Below are 17,851 nucleotides of genomic sequence, written 5' to 3'. Positions count from 1 at the left end.
CTCACGCTGGAATTCTGCGTCTACGCTACCGCGCCCACCACCCAAAAACCGTTGCATGACTGCGCAACACAAGGTACTGTGCATTGCATGGTACTCAATGACACTGTCAGCACCAACCTCCGGAAGGGGGTTCTGGAGTACTGCGTCCTCGCCACGATTGGCGATGGAGAAATGTACGGGCTGGACATAGCCAACGGCCTCCAGAGCCGCGGGCTGCTCACCAGCGAGGGCACGCTGTATCCGCTCTTGGCCCGGCTGCGCCGCAACGGACTGGTGGAAACCAGCTGGCGCGAATCCAGCCAGGGCGCCCCGCGCCGCTATTACACCTTGACGGAATCAGGGCAGCAGTCACTGGCCGCTTTTGCCGAAGTCTGGGAAACCTTCAGCGCTTCCGTTACCGACACACTCAACTCAACAACCGGGGGAACACCATGAATCACGACATTGAGGCACCCGAGGTTCGCAATTACCTGGCCGCCATCGAGGCCCGGCTGGCACAGCTGCCCACCGAGCAGTCCGAGGAGATCATGTTCGGCGTTCGCGAGCACATTGCCGAGGCCACGGAGCGGGGCGGGCAGTCCACCTCCGAAATCTTGGCCGGATTGGGCTCTCCGGACGACATCGCCGCCGGTGTGGCTGCTCCGGACGTGCAGGCCCCCGGCCCAGTGCAGCAACTGCCCCCTTACCAATTCCAGCAGATACCGCAAGCCGCCCCGGCACCGCGCCACCAAACCTCAACCCTCTGGGTGGTCGCGACAACCATCCTGCTCCCCTTCGGCATTCTGCTGGCCGGAGTGGGCTGGCTCTTCGGCGTGGCCGGTCTGTGGATGGGCACCCGGTGGAAGGTGTGGGAAAAGGTAATGGGCACGGTGCTGCTTCCCGGCGGGATTGTGGGAGCTCAAATCCTGTCACGACTTATCACCCTGCCCCCACGTGCACCCACGTCAGAGAACCCCATCGTCGTTGGCCCCTTCTTCCCTGGTTTGCCTTTGGGCTGGACCATCGCCGTGACGTGCATCCCCATCGCCGTGGCGCTCTATCTCCTGGTGGTCGGCCTGCGCCGCGGCACCAAACAACCGTAAAGGGGCAGCGCGCGGCAGTGGGTAAACGGAAAGCCATCCCATGCGGCACAATTAACTACATGAGTGCACACGAGATCATTGACATCCCCATCCGCGACGACATGATCCGCCTGGGCCAGCTGCTCAAGCTAGCCAGCCTGGTCGAGGACGGCGTTGAGGCCACCGAGCTCATCAAAAACGGTCTAGTCAAGGTCAACGGCGAGATCGATGACCGCCGCGGCCGCCAGCTTCACCCCGGCGACACCGTCACGGTTAACGGCGAAACGGTTCGCATCGCCACCGGCGGCTGACGTCCCTGACGGCACCACAGGTTAACCGAACGAGGCGGCACCCAACGCGGGTGCCGCCGTCGTACTTTAAGAACAGGTTACTTGGCGGCCTGCGTGTTGAGGACCTTGTACTGCAGGAACTCACCCACATGGGAGATTTCCTGGGCATTGATACCGTGCCAAATGCCCGTGTAGAGAACTTTGGTGAGCTTGACGTGGCCGTGCATCCACGTGTTCGTGGCCTCGACAGCCGCCTGCGGAATGACCGGATCGGCCTGGTCACGGCCCCAGAAAATCTCCGGCTTCACGGCGGCAACTGCGGCATCGTCGAAGTATGGATCGCCCTCGGCCTCCACCACGAAACCTGAGAGCCCTACGACGGCGGCATAATCGGTCGGGCGGTGGCGCAGCAATGTGGTGGCCAGGCACATGCCTTGGGAGAATCCCAGCAAACTCACCGAGGCGTGATTCTCCCGGAGCGTATCAATCCATAGTTCGACGGCGGCCGCGGACTCGGTCACAGCCGTCACCGAGTAGCTCAGATCGTTGCGCAACGGGAACCACGAGTAGCCCGGACCTGCCTGCAGCGGTGCCCGGACCGAGGCGACCGTGAACTCTGCAGGGAGCTGGTCGGCCAGCGAAAACAAGTCGGCTTCATCGGCGCCATAGCCGTGGAAAATGACCAGAAGAGGAGTTCCGGCGCGCTCATTTTCCGGACGTGACCAAAGGACTGTGGGGGTTGCATTCATGATTCCATCTTTCCATGGCAGGTGAGCTGCCCCAAAGACTGTCCCAATAGCTCGTCAAAATAGGAAGAACAGAAAGCGGGGTAGCGGAAATGTCTTGTTACCGGGCAGTATGGAGAGGTGAATGATTCAACCCTTGCGCATCCTTGGACCCGCTACGTCGCCTTGGGCGACTCTTTTACCGAAGGAATCGGAGATCCAGAGCCTTCCAGCCCCGGCGGTTACCGCGGGTGGGCAGACCGTGTGGCAGAAGAACTGAGCCACGGCACAGACGACTTCAAATACGCTAACTTGGCCATCCGCGGACGTCTGCTGGGCCAGATTCTCTACGAGCAGTTGGACCCGGCACTGGCACTGAAGCCGGATCTGATCAGTATCTCCGCCGGCGGAAATGACTTGATCCGGCCCGGCTCTGACCCCGACGCCTTGGCCGAACAGCTCGATGCTGCCGTGGCCAAAATGGCGGGGACCGGGGCGACTGTGCTGCTCTTCAACGGTCCAGACATCCGTGACACCCCGGTTCTGGGAATCGTACGCGGGCGGGTCGCCATCTTCAATGAGAATCTGCGCACCATCGCCGCACGGCATGACGCCATTGTTGCCGACATGTGGTCGCTGCGGCAGCCCGCTGGCACCCAAATGTGGGATGTGGACAGGCTGCATTTCTCCCCGCTGGGCCATCACACCATTGCCATGATGGCCCTCGATGCCCTCAATGTGAAGCACTCGCTGGTGCCATCGGAGCCCACTCCCCTGCCGGCGCAAAAGTGGCAGGCAGCCCGTGCGGAGGACTTGGTCTGGGCCAGAGAGTTCTTGTTCCCTTGGGTGCTGCGGCGTTTGCGGCACCAGTCGTCGGGTGACGGGATCACCGCCAAGCGCCCCACGCCAGGACCTGTGTTCAGCCAGCCGCTGTTTGACGCGCCTGCATTCGACGCGCCTACATTCGACCAACCACTGGAGTCAGACTAGCGACGATCTAGCTGCGATCCCGTCGGCGCCTTGGGCACCTTCGGTACCTTCGTAGCTTTCACGACTAGTTCGTAGCTTTCACGACTAGGATGAAGTATGGCGCGGTGTGCAATTGCGCCCTATCAAGAAGAGGTGCATTGTGACGCTCATATTCGAGCCACTAGCTACTGGCACTGTTGCCGCATCGTCCAGCAGCAGCTTTAGCATCCAACCATTTTTGGTGCTGATCATCATTGGCGTGGTGCTCTTCACTTCCTTCATTAAGGCAGCAACACGCAAGAAGCGTGAACAACGCGCCAACCCCTACACACAGGCGAAACCATCAGGCCGGACAGGCGTTGCCCACCAGCCCACAAATGTCCCCTACGTAGGAACGCTGCTCAATGGTGTTCCGCTGGCTAACTACGACACCTCTCACGGTCACCAGACCACTGGTTTCGCCAACGAGCGGATGCGCGCCGAGGCCGAGCTCAAGCGTCAGCTCGACGCACTGGACGTTGCCCGCCGCAATGGCCAGGTGACCGCCGAGCAGTACGCTGTGCACCGCGAGGCAATCTTCAAGAACTTCTAAAATCCTTCAGGAACTTCTAGAATCCATAGCTCAGCAGCTCCTTAAATAGTTGATGATCCCGCAAGAACGGGACCATCAACTATTTAATCTGTGAATACCTATTCCGAGAAGAAGGCATCCTTCAAGAGTGCGCCCACTGCGGCAACCTCGGTCAAGAAGCCGTCATGGCCGATGTCGGAATCAATGGTTCCCACGACAACATCAGCCGGAAGCGCCGCTGCCAACTCCTGCGACTGAACAGGGAAATACAAGCGGTCACTGTTGACGGCAGCCACCAGGAACTGGACCTTTTCTGTCACCGCCAGCGCCTCTTCCAACGTGCCACGGCCACGCGTGACGTCATGGCTCATGAGCGCCTCGGTGATGACAATGTAACTGTTGGCGTCGAAACGGCCCACCAATTTGTGTGCTTGGTGGTCCAGATAGCTTTCGATCGCGAACCTACCCCCGGAGTCGGGGCCGAGACGCGCATGGCTGATGGTGCCGCCGTCGTCCTGGGCCTTGCGACCAAAACGCTGACCCATGTCAGCCTCAGAGCGGTAGGTGATGTGGGCGATGCGCCGGGCCAGCCCCAGCCCGGTGGTGGGAGCGGCGCCGTCGTAATAATCCCCGCCAGCGAAGTGGGGATCCTGCCGGATGGCGAGCACCTGCGCCTGGGCAAAGGCAATTTGCTCAGCGGTACTGGCGGCGCAGGAGGCCACCACGGCGCAGCGCCGCACACGGTCCGGGTACATGAGCGCCCATTCCAAGGCCCGCGCGCCGCCCATGGATCCGCCAATGACAGCGAACCAGGAGGCGATGCCCAGTTTCTCGGCCAAGAGCGCCTCGGCCTCGACAGAATCGCGGATGGTGATGAACGGGAAGCGAGAACCGTAGGGCTTGCCATCCGCGGCAATACTGGAGGGCCCGGTGGTGCCATAGCAACCACCAATCATGTTGGCGCACACCACAAAGTACTTGTTGGTGTCGATGACTTCGCCGGGACCCACCAAGCCTTCCCACCAGCCATCTTCTTCGGAATCGCCGCGGCTAACGTGCGTGCTGCCGGTCAGTGCGTGCTGGATGAGTACAGCGTTGTCGCCGGCTGCGTTCAGGGTGCCCCAGCATTCAAAGGCCATGGTCACCGACGGCAGCTCGCCCCCGGCTTCCAGCGGGAGTGCGCCAATCTGGATGGAGCGCAACACACCACCGCCCCGTCCTACAGCCGCGCAGAAGTCCGCACCAACGGGTTCAGCTGCAGCTGGTGCGAACCCGGAGGAAAACAAGCCCTTGTCCACCGTGTGTCCCACTGGGATCACGCCGATTTTGCGGCGCGGAATCCGGCTTCCAGGTCTGCGATGATGTCGGCGACGTTTTCCAGGCCGACGGACAGCCGAACGGCTCCGGGCCGCACACCCGCGGCAAGCTGCTGCTCGGGTGAGAGCTGGGCATGGGTGGTGGAGGCCGGGTGGATCACGAGGGATCGGACGTCGCCCAGGTTGGCCACGTGCGAGTGCAGCTCGAGGCCGTCCACAAAGCGCTTGCCAGCCTCGATGCCGCCCTTGATGTCGAAGGAGATGATGGCGCCAACACCGTTGGGACCGTACTTGCGGCCACGCTCAAACCAGGGGCTTGAAGGGATGCCGGCGTAGGCAACGGCTTCAACGTTCTCGTTGGCTTCGAGCCATTCGGCGACCGTGACGGCGTTGCTGACGTGGCGTTCCACGCGCAGGCTCAGCGTCTCGATGCCCTGGGCAATCAGGAAGGCGTTGAACGGGGAGATGGCGGATCCGAGGTCGCGCAGCAGCTGGACGCGGGCCTTGAGGATGTAGGCCAGGTTGGCACCGAGTGCGCTGCCCACGCCGAGGTCACGGGCATAGACCAGGCCGTTGTACGTCTCGTCGGGGGTGTTGAAGCCGGGGAACTTCTCCGGGTTTGCCGCGAAGTCGAAGTTTCCACTGTCAACAATCACGCCGCCGATGGCTGTGCCGTGACCGCCCAGGTACTTGGTGGCCGAATGGATGACGATATCGGCACCCCACTCAATCGGGCGGAGCAGGTACGGCGTTGCGAGGGTGTTGTCCACGATCAGCGGCACGCCGGCTTCGTGGGCGATGGCGCTGATGTTTTCCAGGTCCAGCACGTCCTGGCGCGGGTTGGAGACCGTCTCGCCGAAGAACGCCTTGGTGTTCGGCTTGACGGCCGCACGCCATTCGTCCAGGTTGTCGGGGTCCGAAACAAAGGTGGTCTCGATGCCGAGCTTCTTCAGCGAGTGGGCCAGCAGGTTGAACGTGCCGCCGTACACGCTGGGGCTGGAGACAATGTGGTCGCCGGCTTCTGCAATGTTCAAAATGGCGAAGGTGGTTGCCGCCTGCCCCGATGCCAGCAGGAGTGCGCCGACGCCGCCTTCGAGGTTGGCGACGCGCTGCTCCACGGCATCCGTGGTGGGGTTGCCGATGCGGGTGTAGATGGGTTCCAGTTCGGCCAAGGCGAACCGTGCCGCGGCACTTTCTGCCGACGGGAACACAAACGAAGTTGTCTGGTAGATCGGCAATGCACGGGCGCCGGTGGTGGCGTCGGGCTCCTGGCCTACGTGGATCTGACGGGTTTCAAATGACCAACCGTTGCTCATGGCTGTTTCCTTTAACACTAGAGGCCTGCACCTGCGAAGCCTCCTGCGCACAATGCGTGGAGGGTTGCGTTGCTGATGGCCCGCGCTTGCACCGGAGCCGGATGGCTCGATGCCAGGTCCTCACCCGGGGCACCCCACCGCGGAAGGAGGGTTGCCGGTCAGCAAGCCGGGGCTGTGCGCTGACACTCATGACCTGCATCCAGTGTGAAAGAATCTCCGCGCGCTTGCAAGATTGTGACGAGTTTATGACTTTGGCCGAAGATGTCCTTGAATTTTCGCGACAAAGGTGCCCTTGTCCAAATTTCTGACTGATGAACGACGCCGGACACTCCCCCTTCCATTGGGCTGATTGGGTTGGGCCGCCTGGGTTGCGTAGGAGTAGCAAACTCATACGCACCACTGGCCGCAAGTGGTGCGCATGAGTGTCTATACGCGCCAGTAACGTTCAGTCGTGCGTATGAGTTCACGCAGTGGCCGCCAGTCCTTTGGACGGGCGCGTGGTTACGTCGCAACCAAGCGCAGCTGCAACGTCGCCGGACTGCTTTGTGGCGCTACTTGCCCAGCCCTGCCCGGCGCAGCGCCTCGGCCAAGGCTGTATTGGCCGACGGTGCCGCGGTATTGGGACGACCCTGCGCGCCGGCACCCCGGGGGCTCTGCGCGCCGGCACCCCGTGGGCTCTGCACGTCTGCAGCCCTGGGACCCTGCCCACCCGGCCGGCGGCCCTGACTTGAGCCTTGGCCGGAACCTTGGGTAGAACCCTGGCCGGGGTTGGCGCCTTTGCTGCGGGCACGCGAGTTAGCGCCGGCGCCCGCACCGGCACGCGCACCAGCACCGGCACCGGCACCCACCTCATCGTCCAGGCGCAGGGTGAGCGAAATACGTTTGCGTTCGGGCTCTACTTCCAGAACCTTCACGCGCACCACTTGGCCGGACTTAACTACAGCGTGCGGATCGGACACGAAGCTGTTGCTCATGGCCGAGACGTGGACCAGCCCGTCTTGGTGCACGCCAATATCCACGAAGGCGCCAAACGCGGCCACATTGGAGACGGTCCCTTCCAAAATCATGCCGGGGCGCAGATCGGTGATTTTCTCGATGCCGTCGGTAAACGTGGCGGTTTCAAAGCGCGGACGGGGGTCACGCCCAGGCTTTTGCAGCTCGGCAATGATGTCTTTGACAGTGGGTAAACCAAACTCACCCTCGATGAAATCGGCCGGGTTCACGGATGCCACCGCGCCGAGACCACCGGCAAGCTCATGAGTGCCCGCACCGGCCGCGACGAGGATCTTGCGGGCCACACCATACGCCTCAGGGTGCACACTGGAGGCATCCAGCGGTTCCGATCCCCCGGTGATCCGCAGGAATCCGGCACACTGCTCGAACGCCTTCGGGCCCAGCCGCGCCACCTTGAGCAGTTCCCGGCGCTTGTTGAAGGGGCCATTCTCGTTGCGGTGAGCCACAATGTTCTCACTCAATAGAGGCCCGACGCCGGCCACCCTCGCCAAGAGCGCGGGCGAGGCCGTGTTCAGATCCACACCCACCGCGTTGACGCAGTCTTCCACGACAGCGTCAAGAGAACGGTCCAGTTTGGCGGGGGTGAGATCGTGCTGATATTGGCCCACGCCAATGGACTTGGGCTCAATCTTGACCAACTCGGCCAGCGGGTCCTGGAGGCGGCGCGCAATCGATACGGCACCGCGCAGGGATACGTCCATGCCGGGAAGTTCGGCACTCGCCAAGGCCGAGGCGGAATATACGGATGCGCCCGCCTCGGAGACCACCAGCTTGGTGACCAAACGGTCAGGGTTCAACCGCTTGAGTTCGGCCACCAGTTCAGCAGCCAGCTTGTCTGTTTCGCGACTGGCAGTCCCGTTGCCAATGGCGATCAGCTCAACGTCATGCCGCTGGCACAGCGAGACCAAGGTGGCGAGGGCTTCATTCCAGCGTTTTGCCGGTGCATGCGGATAGATGGTCTCAGTGGCTGCAACCTTTCCGGTGCCGTCCACCACCGCTACCTTGGTGCCCGTGCGCAACCCCGGATCCAGACCTAGGGTGGAGCGGTTTCCGGCCGGAGCGGCCAGCAGAACATCGCGCAGATTGGCGGCAAATACGCGCACGGACTCCTCTTCGGCACTCTGGAACAACCGGACGCGCAGATCCACTGACAACCGGGTCAGAATACGTGTCCGCCACGCCAAACGGGCTCCGGTCATGAGCCAAGTATCGGCGGCACGGCCGGAATCGGAGATGCCCAAGGAGCGAGCCACAGCATTTTCGTACACCGTCCGGGCCTGGACCGCCGCTTCCTTGTCACGGGGGTCAGCCTCGGCCAGATCCAGCGACAGCACACCTTCCTTTTCACCGCGCAACAAGGCCAGGACCCGGTGACTGGGCAGGGTATGTGGCGGCTGAGCGAAGTCAAAGTAGTCCTTAAACTTCTCCCCTTCATTGTCCTTGCCGGTTTTAACAGCGGAACGGAGACGGCCGGTCTTCCACAACCGCTCACGCAACTCGCCGACCAATGCCGCGTCTTGGCCCGCACGTTCAATCAAGATGGCCCGGGCCCCGGCCAAGGCATCATCCGCAGTAGCAACATCGCGCTCCGAGCTGAGGAAGGCGTCGGCTGCAACGCCGGGGAATTTCGAAGGATCCGCTAGCAACGCGTCCAGCAACGGCTCCAGTCCGGCTTCGCGTGCAGCGTCGGCTTTGGTCTTTCGCGTGGACTTATACGGCAGGTACAGATCTTCCAGCTCGGACTTCGTGGTGGCGGCTTCCACTGAGCGGCGGAGGGTATCGCTGAGTTTCCCTAGGCCGTGGATGGTTTCCAACACCACCACCCGGCGGGCTTCCAATTCGCGCAGGTACCGCAGGCGCTCTTCGAGCTCACGCAACTGGGTGTCGTCGAGGGTACCGGTGGCTTCTTTTCTGTACCGGGCAATAAAGGGGACACTGGCGCCGTCGTCCATCAGTCCAATCGCGGCACGGACCTGAGCCGGGCGCACACCCAACTCGGCAGCGATGGTGTTGATGATGCGCTCGTTCTGGGCGGCAACGGTGGGCAGATTCAGGGGCACGGCTCTCTCATTCACCCTTCAATTCTGCCCCACTGCACGGCCTCCCGCGGACCCGCTCACATCACACGTCCCATGTGCCTTAGGTAACACTAAGTCGAGAGCCTGATCACAAAGTGCCAAGATGAAGCTATGCGAATGGATCATGTTTCTTACGCCAGTGAATCAGACGGATTGGCTGCCACTTCGGAGCGAATCGCAACAGCCCTTGGGGTCAAGGCGGTCAAGGGCGGAGTGCATCCGCGCTTCGGTACCCGCAATATGATCATCCCCCTCACGGACCACCACTATGTGGAAATTGTGGAGTGCCTCAACCACCCGGCCTCCGACAAAGCACCGTTCGGTCAGGCCGTCCAGGCCCGCTCCGCTGCCGGTGGCGGCTGGATGGGTTGGTGCGTTGCGGTTGACGACCTGGCCCCCTTCGAGGAACGCCTCGGCCGCAGTGCGGTCCCCGGAAACCGCAAGTTTCCCGATGGCCAGGAGCTGATCTGGCAGCAGATCGGCATCAAGGGCCTGATCGCGGATCCGCAGGTCCCCTACATGCTCAAGTGGGAGGGCGATCCCACGCTGCATCCCTCACAAGCCCGCCCGTCCACGGTGCGCCTCTCCTCGCTGACCATCGCCGGCAGCGCTGAGCGCGTCACTGAATGGTTAGGCGAGCCCGTCGAGGCGCCGCTGAACGATGTCGCCGTGGAGTGGATCGCACCGCGCGGTACCCCCGGGATCATGAGCGTCACTTTTGAAACGGCTAACGGCCAGGTGACGATCTAGTTTTGAGTTGAGGGGGTAGCTGTTCTCTTTCGCCCGTGGCATGCCGGGGGCGAAAGAGAACAGCTACCCCCTCGCTTGCGTTAACGGCGGGCTGACCGAGAATGCGCCGAACGGAGGAAGTGCCGAACGGACGGTGATGTGCGGGCTCAGCCGCCGAAGCCCAGCGCCGGACCCAGCGTGAACGCCGCAATATCCACCAGCGCGTGCGCCACCACTAGCGGGGCCACCCGCCCCCACTTCTTGTACACCCAGCCGAACAACAACCCCATGACGAAGTTTCCAATGAACGGCCCGAACCCCTGATAGAGGTGGTAACTGCCACGCAGCAGTGCCACCAGAACAATCGCCGCCCACGGGCCCAGCCCAATCTTCGCCAGCCGCCCCAGCAGGTAACCGTTGAGGATCACTTCCTCCAGCACGCCCGCCCGAATGGCCGAAAGCACCAACACCGGCACCGTCCACCAATACTGGTTCAGCGCGCTGGGAATGATCTCGGTCGTGATCCCCATAGCCCGTCCAGCCGCATAAAGCCCCAGCGACGGCACCCCAATAACCACCAACAGCCCCAGCGCAGCTAGAGAGTCGCGCAACGGATGCCGCCAGTCCAGCCCGATGCTGCGGAACACGGATTTCCCGGGCTCAGCCAGCAGATAAAACACCAACATGACCGGCACCAGCGCAAAGAAGATGTCCAGAATTTGGTACGTGAAATCAAAGAATTCACGGTTGTTTCGCACAGCGTTGAGCGTGGAAGTCCCCTGGGAAATGGGCGCTCGGCTCAGCTTGTCCAGCAGCGACACCACCGAATACACGGCCGACTGACCGATCGAAAGCCCCAGCACCAGCAGCACTTCACTGATCAGCCGCTTCCGGGACTTAGTCCCCCATCCTTGATGCTCGACGCCGGATCCGGCACCTTTCGCAGCTGCGGCGACGCCCGCGCGGCCGGGAGCAACGCCGTCGTGCTTGGAATGTTTGGAGTGCTTGGAGTGCTTGGAAATAGCAGGCACAGGTTCAGTCATACACGCAATCATGCCGCCCTTGACGCGATTGTGCATGCGGGATCGGTAAACTCGGGGAATGGGAGCCCCTGAACAGATCATCATGGTGCGGCATGGGCAGTCGGCCGCCAACGTTGACCAGACCATTTATAACCGAATTCCGGATTATCGGATCCCGCTCACGGAGCTCGGCGTGCTGCAGGCGAAGGCGGCCGGCGAAAAGGTTCGGCGCCAGCTCAACGGCAAAAAGGTGCGCGTCTATGTTTCCCCTTATTTGCGCGCCTACCAGACCTTGGAAGCCATGGACCTGGGCGATCTAATTGACTCCACCATGGAGGAACCGCGGTTGCGCGAGCAAGACTGGGCGAACTTCCAGAATCCGGCGGAGATCGCCGATCAGAAGGAGTTGCGCAACGCCTACGGACATTTTTTCTACCGGTTCCGCGAGGGCGAATCGGGCTCCGATGTGTATGACAGGGTGTCCTCTTTCATGGAGACTCTGTTCCGTCAATGGGCCAAGCCCGACGCCGCTCCCAACGCCTTGTTCGTGACACATGGCCTGACGATGCGACTGTTTTGTATGCGCTGGTTCCACTGGTCGGTGGAGTACTTCGAATCGCTGAATAACCCGGAGAACGCCGCGACACGGACCTTGATCAAGACCGGGGATCGGTACGTTTTGGACACCCCGTTCGCACAGTGGACCCAGGCGGACCCCGGGACCACCGTGCTGGATGCCCCCACCCGCATCTGGTGAACCACGCCGTGGACGTCCCAGCCGCGCACTTTCCAGCCACGCACCGACAGTTCTCAATAGGCAACACTTGGCTGGCCTAATTATAAATTTTGGGGAATCTAAGGGTAGCCTTGCCTGAGAGCTGAGGCACACCCCAGTTTTTAGCGTCAATGGAATCCCGGAGTACTTGGGTGCTTGCAACACTTGTTATCGGCCTGCGAGAAGGGCTCGAAGCCGCATTGATCGTCGGCATGATCGCCGCTTTCCTGCGCCGCAATTCCGTCTCGCTCAAGCCCATGTGGTTCGGCATTGGCGCAGCCGTAGTGCTTAGCGCAGTGGTGGGCATCATCTTGGAGATCGTCTCCGCCGCACTCCCCCAGCAGCAGCAAGAAGCCATGGAAACCATTATTGGTGTAGTGGCTGTGGTGATCGTGACGTTCATGATTCTGTGGATGAGCAAGAACGCCCGCTCCATGAAATCCACGCTCGAAGCCCACGCCGGATCGGCCATCAAGGGCGGCTCCGTGGTCGCCATGGCCACCATGGCCTTCCTGGCGGTCCTGCGCGAAGGCGTGGAAACCGCCGTCTTCATGGTGGCCGCGTTCCAATCCTCACTGAGCCCAATCGCTGCCGGAACCGGCGCCGTAGTGGGCCTGGCCATCGCCGCGGGCGTGGGTTTCCTCCTGTTTCGCGGCGCCATCAAACTCAACCTGGCCAAGTTCTTCAAGGCCACGGGCGTCTTTTTGGTGTTCGTCGCCGCTGGCCTGGTCATGAAATCACTGCGCACAGCGCACGAGGCCGGCTGGGTCAACGTGGGCCAAGATCCCACCGTCAGCCTGGCGTGGCTGGCCCCCAACGGCAGCGCCCGGGCAGCAATCCTGACCGGCGTTCTGGGCATCCCCAGCGATCCGCGCGTGGTGGAAGTCCTGGGCTGGGCGCTCTATCTTGTCCCCATGCTGGCGTTCATCCTGTGGCCACGCACCTGGCGCCCGTCCGCCGCAGCCCTGCCGCGCGTGCAAATCATCGCGGCCGGCACCCTCGGGGCAGCCGCGATTGTGTTGATCGTCGCCGCACCCCTTGCCATCCCCGCCAATCCCCTATCACCCACAAGTACGACGCCGGCCATCACCTCCTCCGGTCAGGCGGGCGTTACGCTCCAACTCACCTCGGGCGACGCCGCCAGCGCGGCCCTTGCTGCCGGCGCTGCTGACCACGGCGCTGCCGCCTCAACCGCCGAGAAGACACTCATTGTCACAGCTGCCGACGGCACCCAGAGCAGCTACCCACTCACCGCTCATGGCACCGAATCCCACGCCGGACGCACCGTCTCGGCTTACACAGCCGTCGCGACCACTGCTGGAGCGGGCGAACCTGCCAGCCTGAGTGTGGATGCCCTGACAGAGCTCAACGGCGGTCGGATGCCAGTAGGTATCAGCAGCTCCAGCAACCCCGGGCCGTTCACAGCGGCATGGACCCACAAGGGCAAAATCTCCGTCTGGCTCGTCAACGACGCCATCATCGATGCCGCCAACACACAAAGCGCCACGCTGACTCTGAGCGGCGGCGGTTTGAATACCCCGCGCACCATCGCCATGTCCGGACAGGACGGTTGGCTGGTGCCCGAAGAGGACGTCACGGCCGCCGTCACCGAGCTCAACAGCTTTGAATCGGCCAGCACCGAAAACGTGCTGTGGTCCCGTTACCTTCCCTGCGCGTTCATTATTGCTGCCTTGGTTCTTCTCGTCTCGGCCCGCCGCAACCGGCGCCAGCTGCTGGTTACCGCACCCTCCCCGTAAGCATCATTGACGCGTTTGGCCTACGCCAAACGCCTCTTTGGGCTCCCCAAAATTTATTCTGCTCCTCCTTTTCATCCCTACTTTTCATCCCTACCTCAAGGACTTTCATGATTACCTTCGCCCCCCGTTCCTTCCGCTCAGCGGCACCGGCAGTACTGGCCGGCATGGCAGTTCTCACCCTTTCCTTGTCAGCGTGCGGCAGCGCAGCACCCACTGAGAACGCCGCCGACGCCGCCAAGGGTGGCACAGCATCAGTGAGCAATGGCGCAGCCCAGATCGCGCTCAGCGTTGAAAAGGTCGACGGCGAGGATTCTTGCGTCCCCGATTTCGCCTCGGCCCCGGCAGGTCCGCTCACGTTCACCATCGCTAACAAGGACGCTTCCGGTGTCAGCGAAGTCGAGCTGCTCAGCGATAAGCGCATCCTGGGTGAGCGTGAAAACGTGATCCCCGGCTTGAAGTCGGTGAGCTTCACCGTCACGCTCACCGGTGGCGAGTACCAGCTGTACTGCCCCGGCGCTAGCAAGGAATACCAGCCGTTCACTGTGACAGGTGCAGCGGCATCGGCCGCCGCCAACGGTGTGAGCGATCTACTCAAACAGGGCACCGAAGGCTACGCCAAGTATGTCTCCGGCCAGGTGGACAGCCTGGTTCTGGCAGCGGCCGCACTGCAGAGTGCCGTTGATTCCGGCGATGTCGCGGCCAGCCAGAAGGCGTACGCCGAGGCTCGCCCGTTCTTCGAGAGGATCGAACCGGTCGCGGAGAGCTTCCCCGATCTGGACCCCGCGCTCGACTTGCGCGTGGCCGACGTCGAACCTGACACAGAGTGGACCGGCTTCCACCCGTTGGAAAAGGAGCTGTTCGAGGCCAAGGCCATCACGGCTTCCGCCAAGGCTCTGGCCGCTGGCATTGTGAAGAATGTTGCCACGCTGAAGACGCTGACGGCCGAGCTGGAGACCAACGCCTCCTACAAGCCGGAGGAGCTGGCCAACGGTGCTAGCGGTCTGCTTGAAGAGGTTCAGTCCTCCAAGATCACCGGTGAAGAAGAGGCCTACTCCAAGCTGGATTTGGTGGATTTTGCTGCCAATATCGAAGGTTCACAGCAGGCGTTTGAGTACCTCAAGCCGGCTCTGACCGAGATTGATCCCGTCCTGACCAAGCAGATTTCCGGCCAGTTCGAGACTGTCAACACGGCACTTAATGGTTACAAGGATGCTAACGCGCTAGGTGGATTCAAGGCGTACACCGATGAGTTGAAGAAGTCCGACGCCGCCAAGCTCACCGCCCTGATTCAGTCGTTGCAGGCACCGCTGGCAAAGATCGCTGAGAAAGTAGCCACGGTCTAAATGACGCAGAGCACTCCCGCTGCGGACAAGCTTTCCCGGCGCACCTTCTTTAGCGGATCGGCTGTCGTGGCCGGTGCCGGCGGGTTGGTTCTGGGCGCCGCCGGCGGTGCGGCTGTTGCCGCCGCGACCGCGCCTGAGTCAGTCTCTGAAGCTGACCGTTTGGCTGAGCGGGCTTCACTGAAGTACCCCTTTTATGGGGAGCATCAGGCCGGAATTGACACTCGTCCGCAGGACCATCTGGTGTTCACCGCTTTTGACGTCACTGCGCTGACGGCCGTGGAATTGCAGCTGGTGTTGGCCAAGTGGTCGGCAGCCATGTCGGAGCTGACGTCCGGTTCCCCGGTAGGCAAGGTGCAGCCCGAACGTGAGCAGGGCATTCCTGTTGATACTGGTGAAGCCACGGACATGGGGCCTCAGGGTTTGACGCTGACACTGGGCTTTGGACCGTCGCTGTTTGACGGCAGATTTGGGCTCGAGAAGTTCAAACCAGCCGATTTTGCGGACCTCCCTGCCATGGCTGGGGAGTCGTTGGATCCGGACTTCACCGGCGGCGATCTCTGTCTTCAGGCTTGTGCCAACGATCCCCAGGTGGCGTATCACGCTGTGCGAAACCTGGCCCGCATGGCCCGGACCTCGGTGCGGACCAAGTGGACTGTGCTGGGCTTTGGCCGCGCCTCGGCCGGAGCTCATCAGGCCACGCCGCGAAACCTCATGGGTTTCAAGGACGGCACGCGCAATATCCAAGATCCGGCCGATTTTTCCGATCAGGTATGGGTTGGCGAGGAGGCCGGCCAGCCGTGGATGGTAGGTGGCAGCTACCTCGTGGCCCGCAAGATCCACATGCTGATCGAGACGTGGGACGAAGACCCCATTGGCGATCAGCAAACCATTTTTGGCCGGAGTAAGAAGGAGGGGGCTCCCCTCACTGGCACCAAGGAGCATGACGTCCCGGACTTCCATGCGACAGTGGCAGGTGGCACGGCTGATCAGACGGTCATTGCAACGAACTCGCACGTGGCCTTGACCGCTCACGAAAACAACAACGGCACCAAGATCCTGCGCCGGGGTTATAACTTCACGGATGGGCTGGATTCGGTGGGACGCCTCGATGCCGGCCTCATGTTCCTGAGCTTCCAACGCAGCCCGGAGCAATTTATTGCCCTGCAGCGAAAGCTGGGGAAATCGGATCGCCTCAACGAGTACATCCGCCACGTGGGCTCTGGCGTATTCGCCGTTCCCGCCGGCCTGCCCGCCGCTGGCAGCTACTACGGCAAGGAGTTCTTCGCCTAAGACGCTCCGACTCAGCTATTCCCACATCGACCCGTTAGATAATGCCGCTTAGAAGCTTCTAAGCGGCATTATCTAACGGGTCGATGTGTCAGAACGGGTGGTGCAACCAGGAACTAGACGGTTACGGGGACGCGGTCGTCCTGAGCGGGGACGGCGGAACCCTCAGCACCGGTAGCAGTACCGGCGGCAGCATCCTCAGCGGTACCCTCAGCAGCAGCGGAAGCACCGTAGCCGTGGCCGTCCTCTTCCATGTTGAGTTCATCGAAGGGGTCACGCCCGGCCAGAACTTCCCGTGCCTTATCAATATCCAGTTCGTGCGTCCATTTGCCCACCAGCAGCGTGGCCACGGCATTTCCGGTGAAGTTGGTGAGGGCGCGGCACTCGGACATGAACTTGTCGATGCCCACGATCACGCCCATGCCATCGAGCAGCACCGGCTTGTGCGCGGCCAGGCCGGCGGCCAGCGTTGCCAGCCCGGCGCCTGTGACACCGGCTGCACCCTTGGAGGCGATGACCATGAACACCAGCAGGCCGATCTGCTCCCCCAGGTTCATGGGCATGCCCATGGCGGTGGAGATGAACAGGGCGCTCATGGTCAGGTAAATGGCCGTGCCGTCAAGGTTGAAGGAGTAGCCGGTGGGGACGGTGATGCCAACAACAGGCTTGGAGACACCGGCGTGTTCCATCTTGGCCATCAGTCGCGGCAGGGCAGACTCGGAAGAGGAGGTTGCGAAGATCAGCAGGTATTCGCGGCCGAGGTAACGCATCAGGGTGAAGATGTTCAGACCAGTCACTAGGCGCAGGATCGAGCCGAGGATGACAACGATGAACAGTGCACATGTGAGGTAGAAGGCGCCCATGAGAATCGCCATGGAACCAATCGCAGCCCAACCCGTGGCACCAACAACGGCGGCAATGGCACCAAACGCACCGACCGGAGCCAGCCACATGATCATCATCATCAGCTTGAAGACAACTTTTTGAACCTCCTTGACACCGTTGAGCACCGGCTCGCCCGCCTTGCCCAGGGACTGCAGGGCGAAGCCAACCATCAGCGCCAGCACCAAGGTGGGCAGTACGGGGATGTCACCGGGGATCATGTCCATCAAGAACTTCACCGTGGAGTTTTCCTCGGCGCCGCCGGATGCCTCGTACGGCTTCAGCTGCAGGCCGGCGCCGGGGTGGATGATGTTGCCCACCAACAGGCCGATACCCAAGGCCACGGTGGACATGGTCATGAAGTACAACAGGGCCAGACCGCCCACCTTGCCCACAGTGGCCGCCTTCGCGATCGAGCCGACACCGACCACCAGGGTGCAGAAGATGATGGGGGCAATGACCATCTTGATCAGCGCGATGAACATGGTGCCCAACGGCTTCAGTGACTTGCCAACCTCGGGGGCCATCAGGCCAATCGCCGCACCGCCAATGACGGCCACAATCACCGCCACGTAGAGCCAGTGGGTCTTGTCCATTTTGCGGCGCGCGTTCTTGGCCTTGACGGCTTTCACTCCCCGTTGAGATGTCATGGTCACTCCTTGTGGTTTTCGCTGGTGGTTTCGGTGGTTAGCATTGGTAGGTGGGCGTGCGATTCG

At 62.0% G+C, this 17,851-nt stretch carries 16 protein-coding genes and 1 riboswitch; of the genes, 10 read left to right on the top strand and 6 right to left on the bottom strand.

The features are described 5' to 3' along the window. Window positions 1-87 precede the first annotated feature (87 nt). The 3 genes from AB0O97_RS00485 to AB0O97_RS00475 are packed head-to-tail and all read left to right on the top strand — an operon-like array spanning window position 88 to window position 1,372. A complete protein-coding gene (locus AB0O97_RS00485; protein WP_363878743.1) occupies window positions 88-435 on the top strand; it encodes a PadR family transcriptional regulator in 348 nt (115 codons plus the stop codon). Beyond that, complete coding sequence (locus tag AB0O97_RS00480; RefSeq protein WP_363878740.1) at window positions 432-1,082, top strand: hypothetical protein; 651 nt, start codon at window positions 432-434, stop codon at window positions 1,080-1,082. The genes AB0O97_RS00485 and AB0O97_RS00480 overlap by 4 nt, the downstream gene beginning before the upstream one ends. Before the next feature lie 59 nt (window positions 1,083-1,141). Next, window positions 1,142-1,372 carry an RNA-binding S4 domain-containing protein gene (locus AB0O97_RS00475; RefSeq protein ID WP_363878737.1) on the top strand — a complete coding sequence of 77 codons (231 nt, stop codon included), beginning with the start codon at window positions 1,142-1,144 and terminating at the stop codon, window positions 1,370-1,372. Window positions 1,373-1,449: 77 nt separating this feature from the next. Here AB0O97_RS00475 and AB0O97_RS00470 read toward each other — a convergent pair whose 3' ends face one another. After that, window positions 1,450-2,100 carry a phospholipase gene (locus tag AB0O97_RS00470; protein WP_363878734.1) on the bottom strand — a complete coding sequence of 217 codons (651 nt, stop codon included), beginning with the start codon at window positions 2,098-2,100 and terminating at the stop codon, window positions 1,450-1,452. A 117-nt stretch (window positions 2,101-2,217) separates the two neighbouring features. On the opposite strand from AB0O97_RS00470, the gene AB0O97_RS00465 reads away from it, so the two are divergent. Together AB0O97_RS00465 and AB0O97_RS00460 are read left to right on the top strand one after the other, a co-directional pair. Continuing rightward, window positions 2,218-3,066, top strand: a complete 849-nt coding sequence (locus AB0O97_RS00465; protein WP_363878731.1) for an SGNH/GDSL hydrolase family protein — start codon at window positions 2,218-2,220, stop codon at window positions 3,064-3,066. A gap of 139 nt (window positions 3,067-3,205) precedes the next feature. Next, on the top strand, window positions 3,206-3,637 hold the full coding sequence (locus AB0O97_RS00460) for a hypothetical protein (protein ID WP_363836627.1): 432 nt from the start codon (window positions 3,206-3,208) through the stop codon (window positions 3,635-3,637). 98 nt (window positions 3,638-3,735) lie between these two features. On the opposite strand, the gene AB0O97_RS00455 is transcribed toward AB0O97_RS00460, so the two are convergent. The 3 genes from AB0O97_RS00455 to AB0O97_RS00445 form a co-directional block, all read right to left on the bottom strand. Continuing rightward, window positions 3,736-4,821 (bottom strand): homoserine O-acetyltransferase, encoded by a 1,086-nt coding sequence (locus AB0O97_RS00455; RefSeq protein ID WP_363879098.1) that lies wholly within the window; start codon window positions 4,819-4,821, stop codon window positions 3,736-3,738. 110 nt (window positions 4,822-4,931) lie between these two features. Beyond that, window positions 4,932-6,248 carry a bifunctional o-acetylhomoserine/o-acetylserine sulfhydrylase gene (locus AB0O97_RS00450; protein ID WP_363836628.1) on the bottom strand — a complete coding sequence of 439 codons (1,317 nt, stop codon included), beginning with the start codon at window positions 6,246-6,248 and terminating at the stop codon, window positions 4,932-4,934. A gap of 77 nt (window positions 6,249-6,325) precedes the next feature. Beyond that, window positions 6,326-6,442, bottom strand: a riboswitch (SAM riboswitch). 357 nt (window positions 6,443-6,799) lie between these two features. Then, entirely contained in the window at window positions 6,800-9,322 is a 2,523-nt protein-coding gene (locus AB0O97_RS00445) for a Tex family protein (protein ID WP_363879095.1), read from the bottom strand. A 129-nt stretch (window positions 9,323-9,451) separates the two neighbouring features. Here AB0O97_RS00445 and AB0O97_RS00440 point away from each other — a divergent pair, with 129 nt between their 5' ends. Next, on the top strand, window positions 9,452-10,090 hold the full coding sequence (locus AB0O97_RS00440) for a VOC family protein (protein WP_363836630.1): 639 nt from the start codon (window positions 9,452-9,454) through the stop codon (window positions 10,088-10,090). 146 nt (window positions 10,091-10,236) lie between these two features. Here the strand turns inward: AB0O97_RS00440 and AB0O97_RS00435 are convergent, their stop codons facing one another. Continuing rightward, window positions 10,237-11,112: a type II CAAX endopeptidase family protein gene (locus AB0O97_RS00435; RefSeq protein WP_363878728.1), complete on the bottom strand. Its 876-nt coding sequence runs from the start codon at window positions 11,110-11,112 to the stop codon at window positions 10,237-10,239. A 58-nt stretch (window positions 11,113-11,170) separates the two neighbouring features. On the opposite strand from AB0O97_RS00435, the gene AB0O97_RS00430 reads away from it, so the two are divergent. The 4 genes from AB0O97_RS00430 (at window position 11,171) to efeB (ending at window position 16,256) form a co-directional block, all read left to right on the top strand. Beyond that, window positions 11,171-11,848: a phosphoglycerate mutase family protein gene (locus AB0O97_RS00430; RefSeq protein ID WP_363878725.1), complete on the top strand. Its 678-nt coding sequence runs from the start codon at window positions 11,171-11,173 to the stop codon at window positions 11,846-11,848. 170 nt (window positions 11,849-12,018) lie between these two features. After that, on the top strand, window positions 12,019-13,623 hold the full coding sequence (gene efeU / locus AB0O97_RS00425; protein WP_363878722.1) for an iron uptake transporter permease EfeU: 1,605 nt from the start codon (window positions 12,019-12,021) through the stop codon (window positions 13,621-13,623). 107 nt (window positions 13,624-13,730) lie between these two features. After that, window positions 13,731-14,966, top strand: a complete 1,236-nt coding sequence (gene efeO, locus AB0O97_RS00420) for an iron uptake system protein EfeO (RefSeq protein ID WP_363878719.1) — start codon at window positions 13,731-13,733, stop codon at window positions 14,964-14,966. Then, complete coding sequence (efeB, locus tag AB0O97_RS00415) at window positions 14,967-16,256, top strand: iron uptake transporter deferrochelatase/peroxidase subunit (RefSeq protein ID WP_363878716.1); 1,290 nt, start codon at window positions 14,967-14,969, stop codon at window positions 16,254-16,256. Window positions 16,257-16,369: 113 nt separating this feature from the next. Here the strand turns inward: efeB and AB0O97_RS00410 are convergent, their stop codons facing one another. Further along, a complete protein-coding gene (locus AB0O97_RS00410; RefSeq protein WP_363878713.1) occupies window positions 16,370-17,785 on the bottom strand; it encodes a cation:dicarboxylase symporter family transporter in 1,416 nt (471 codons plus the stop codon). Window positions 17,786-17,851: the final 66 nt, after the last annotated feature.

This window comes from Specibacter sp. NPDC078692 (assembly GCF_040686835.1).
In the GTDB taxonomy this organism is placed as follows: domain Bacteria; phylum Actinomycetota; class Actinomycetes; order Actinomycetales; family Micrococcaceae; genus Specibacter.
This window is presented reverse-complemented; position numbering and strand designations above follow the sequence as displayed.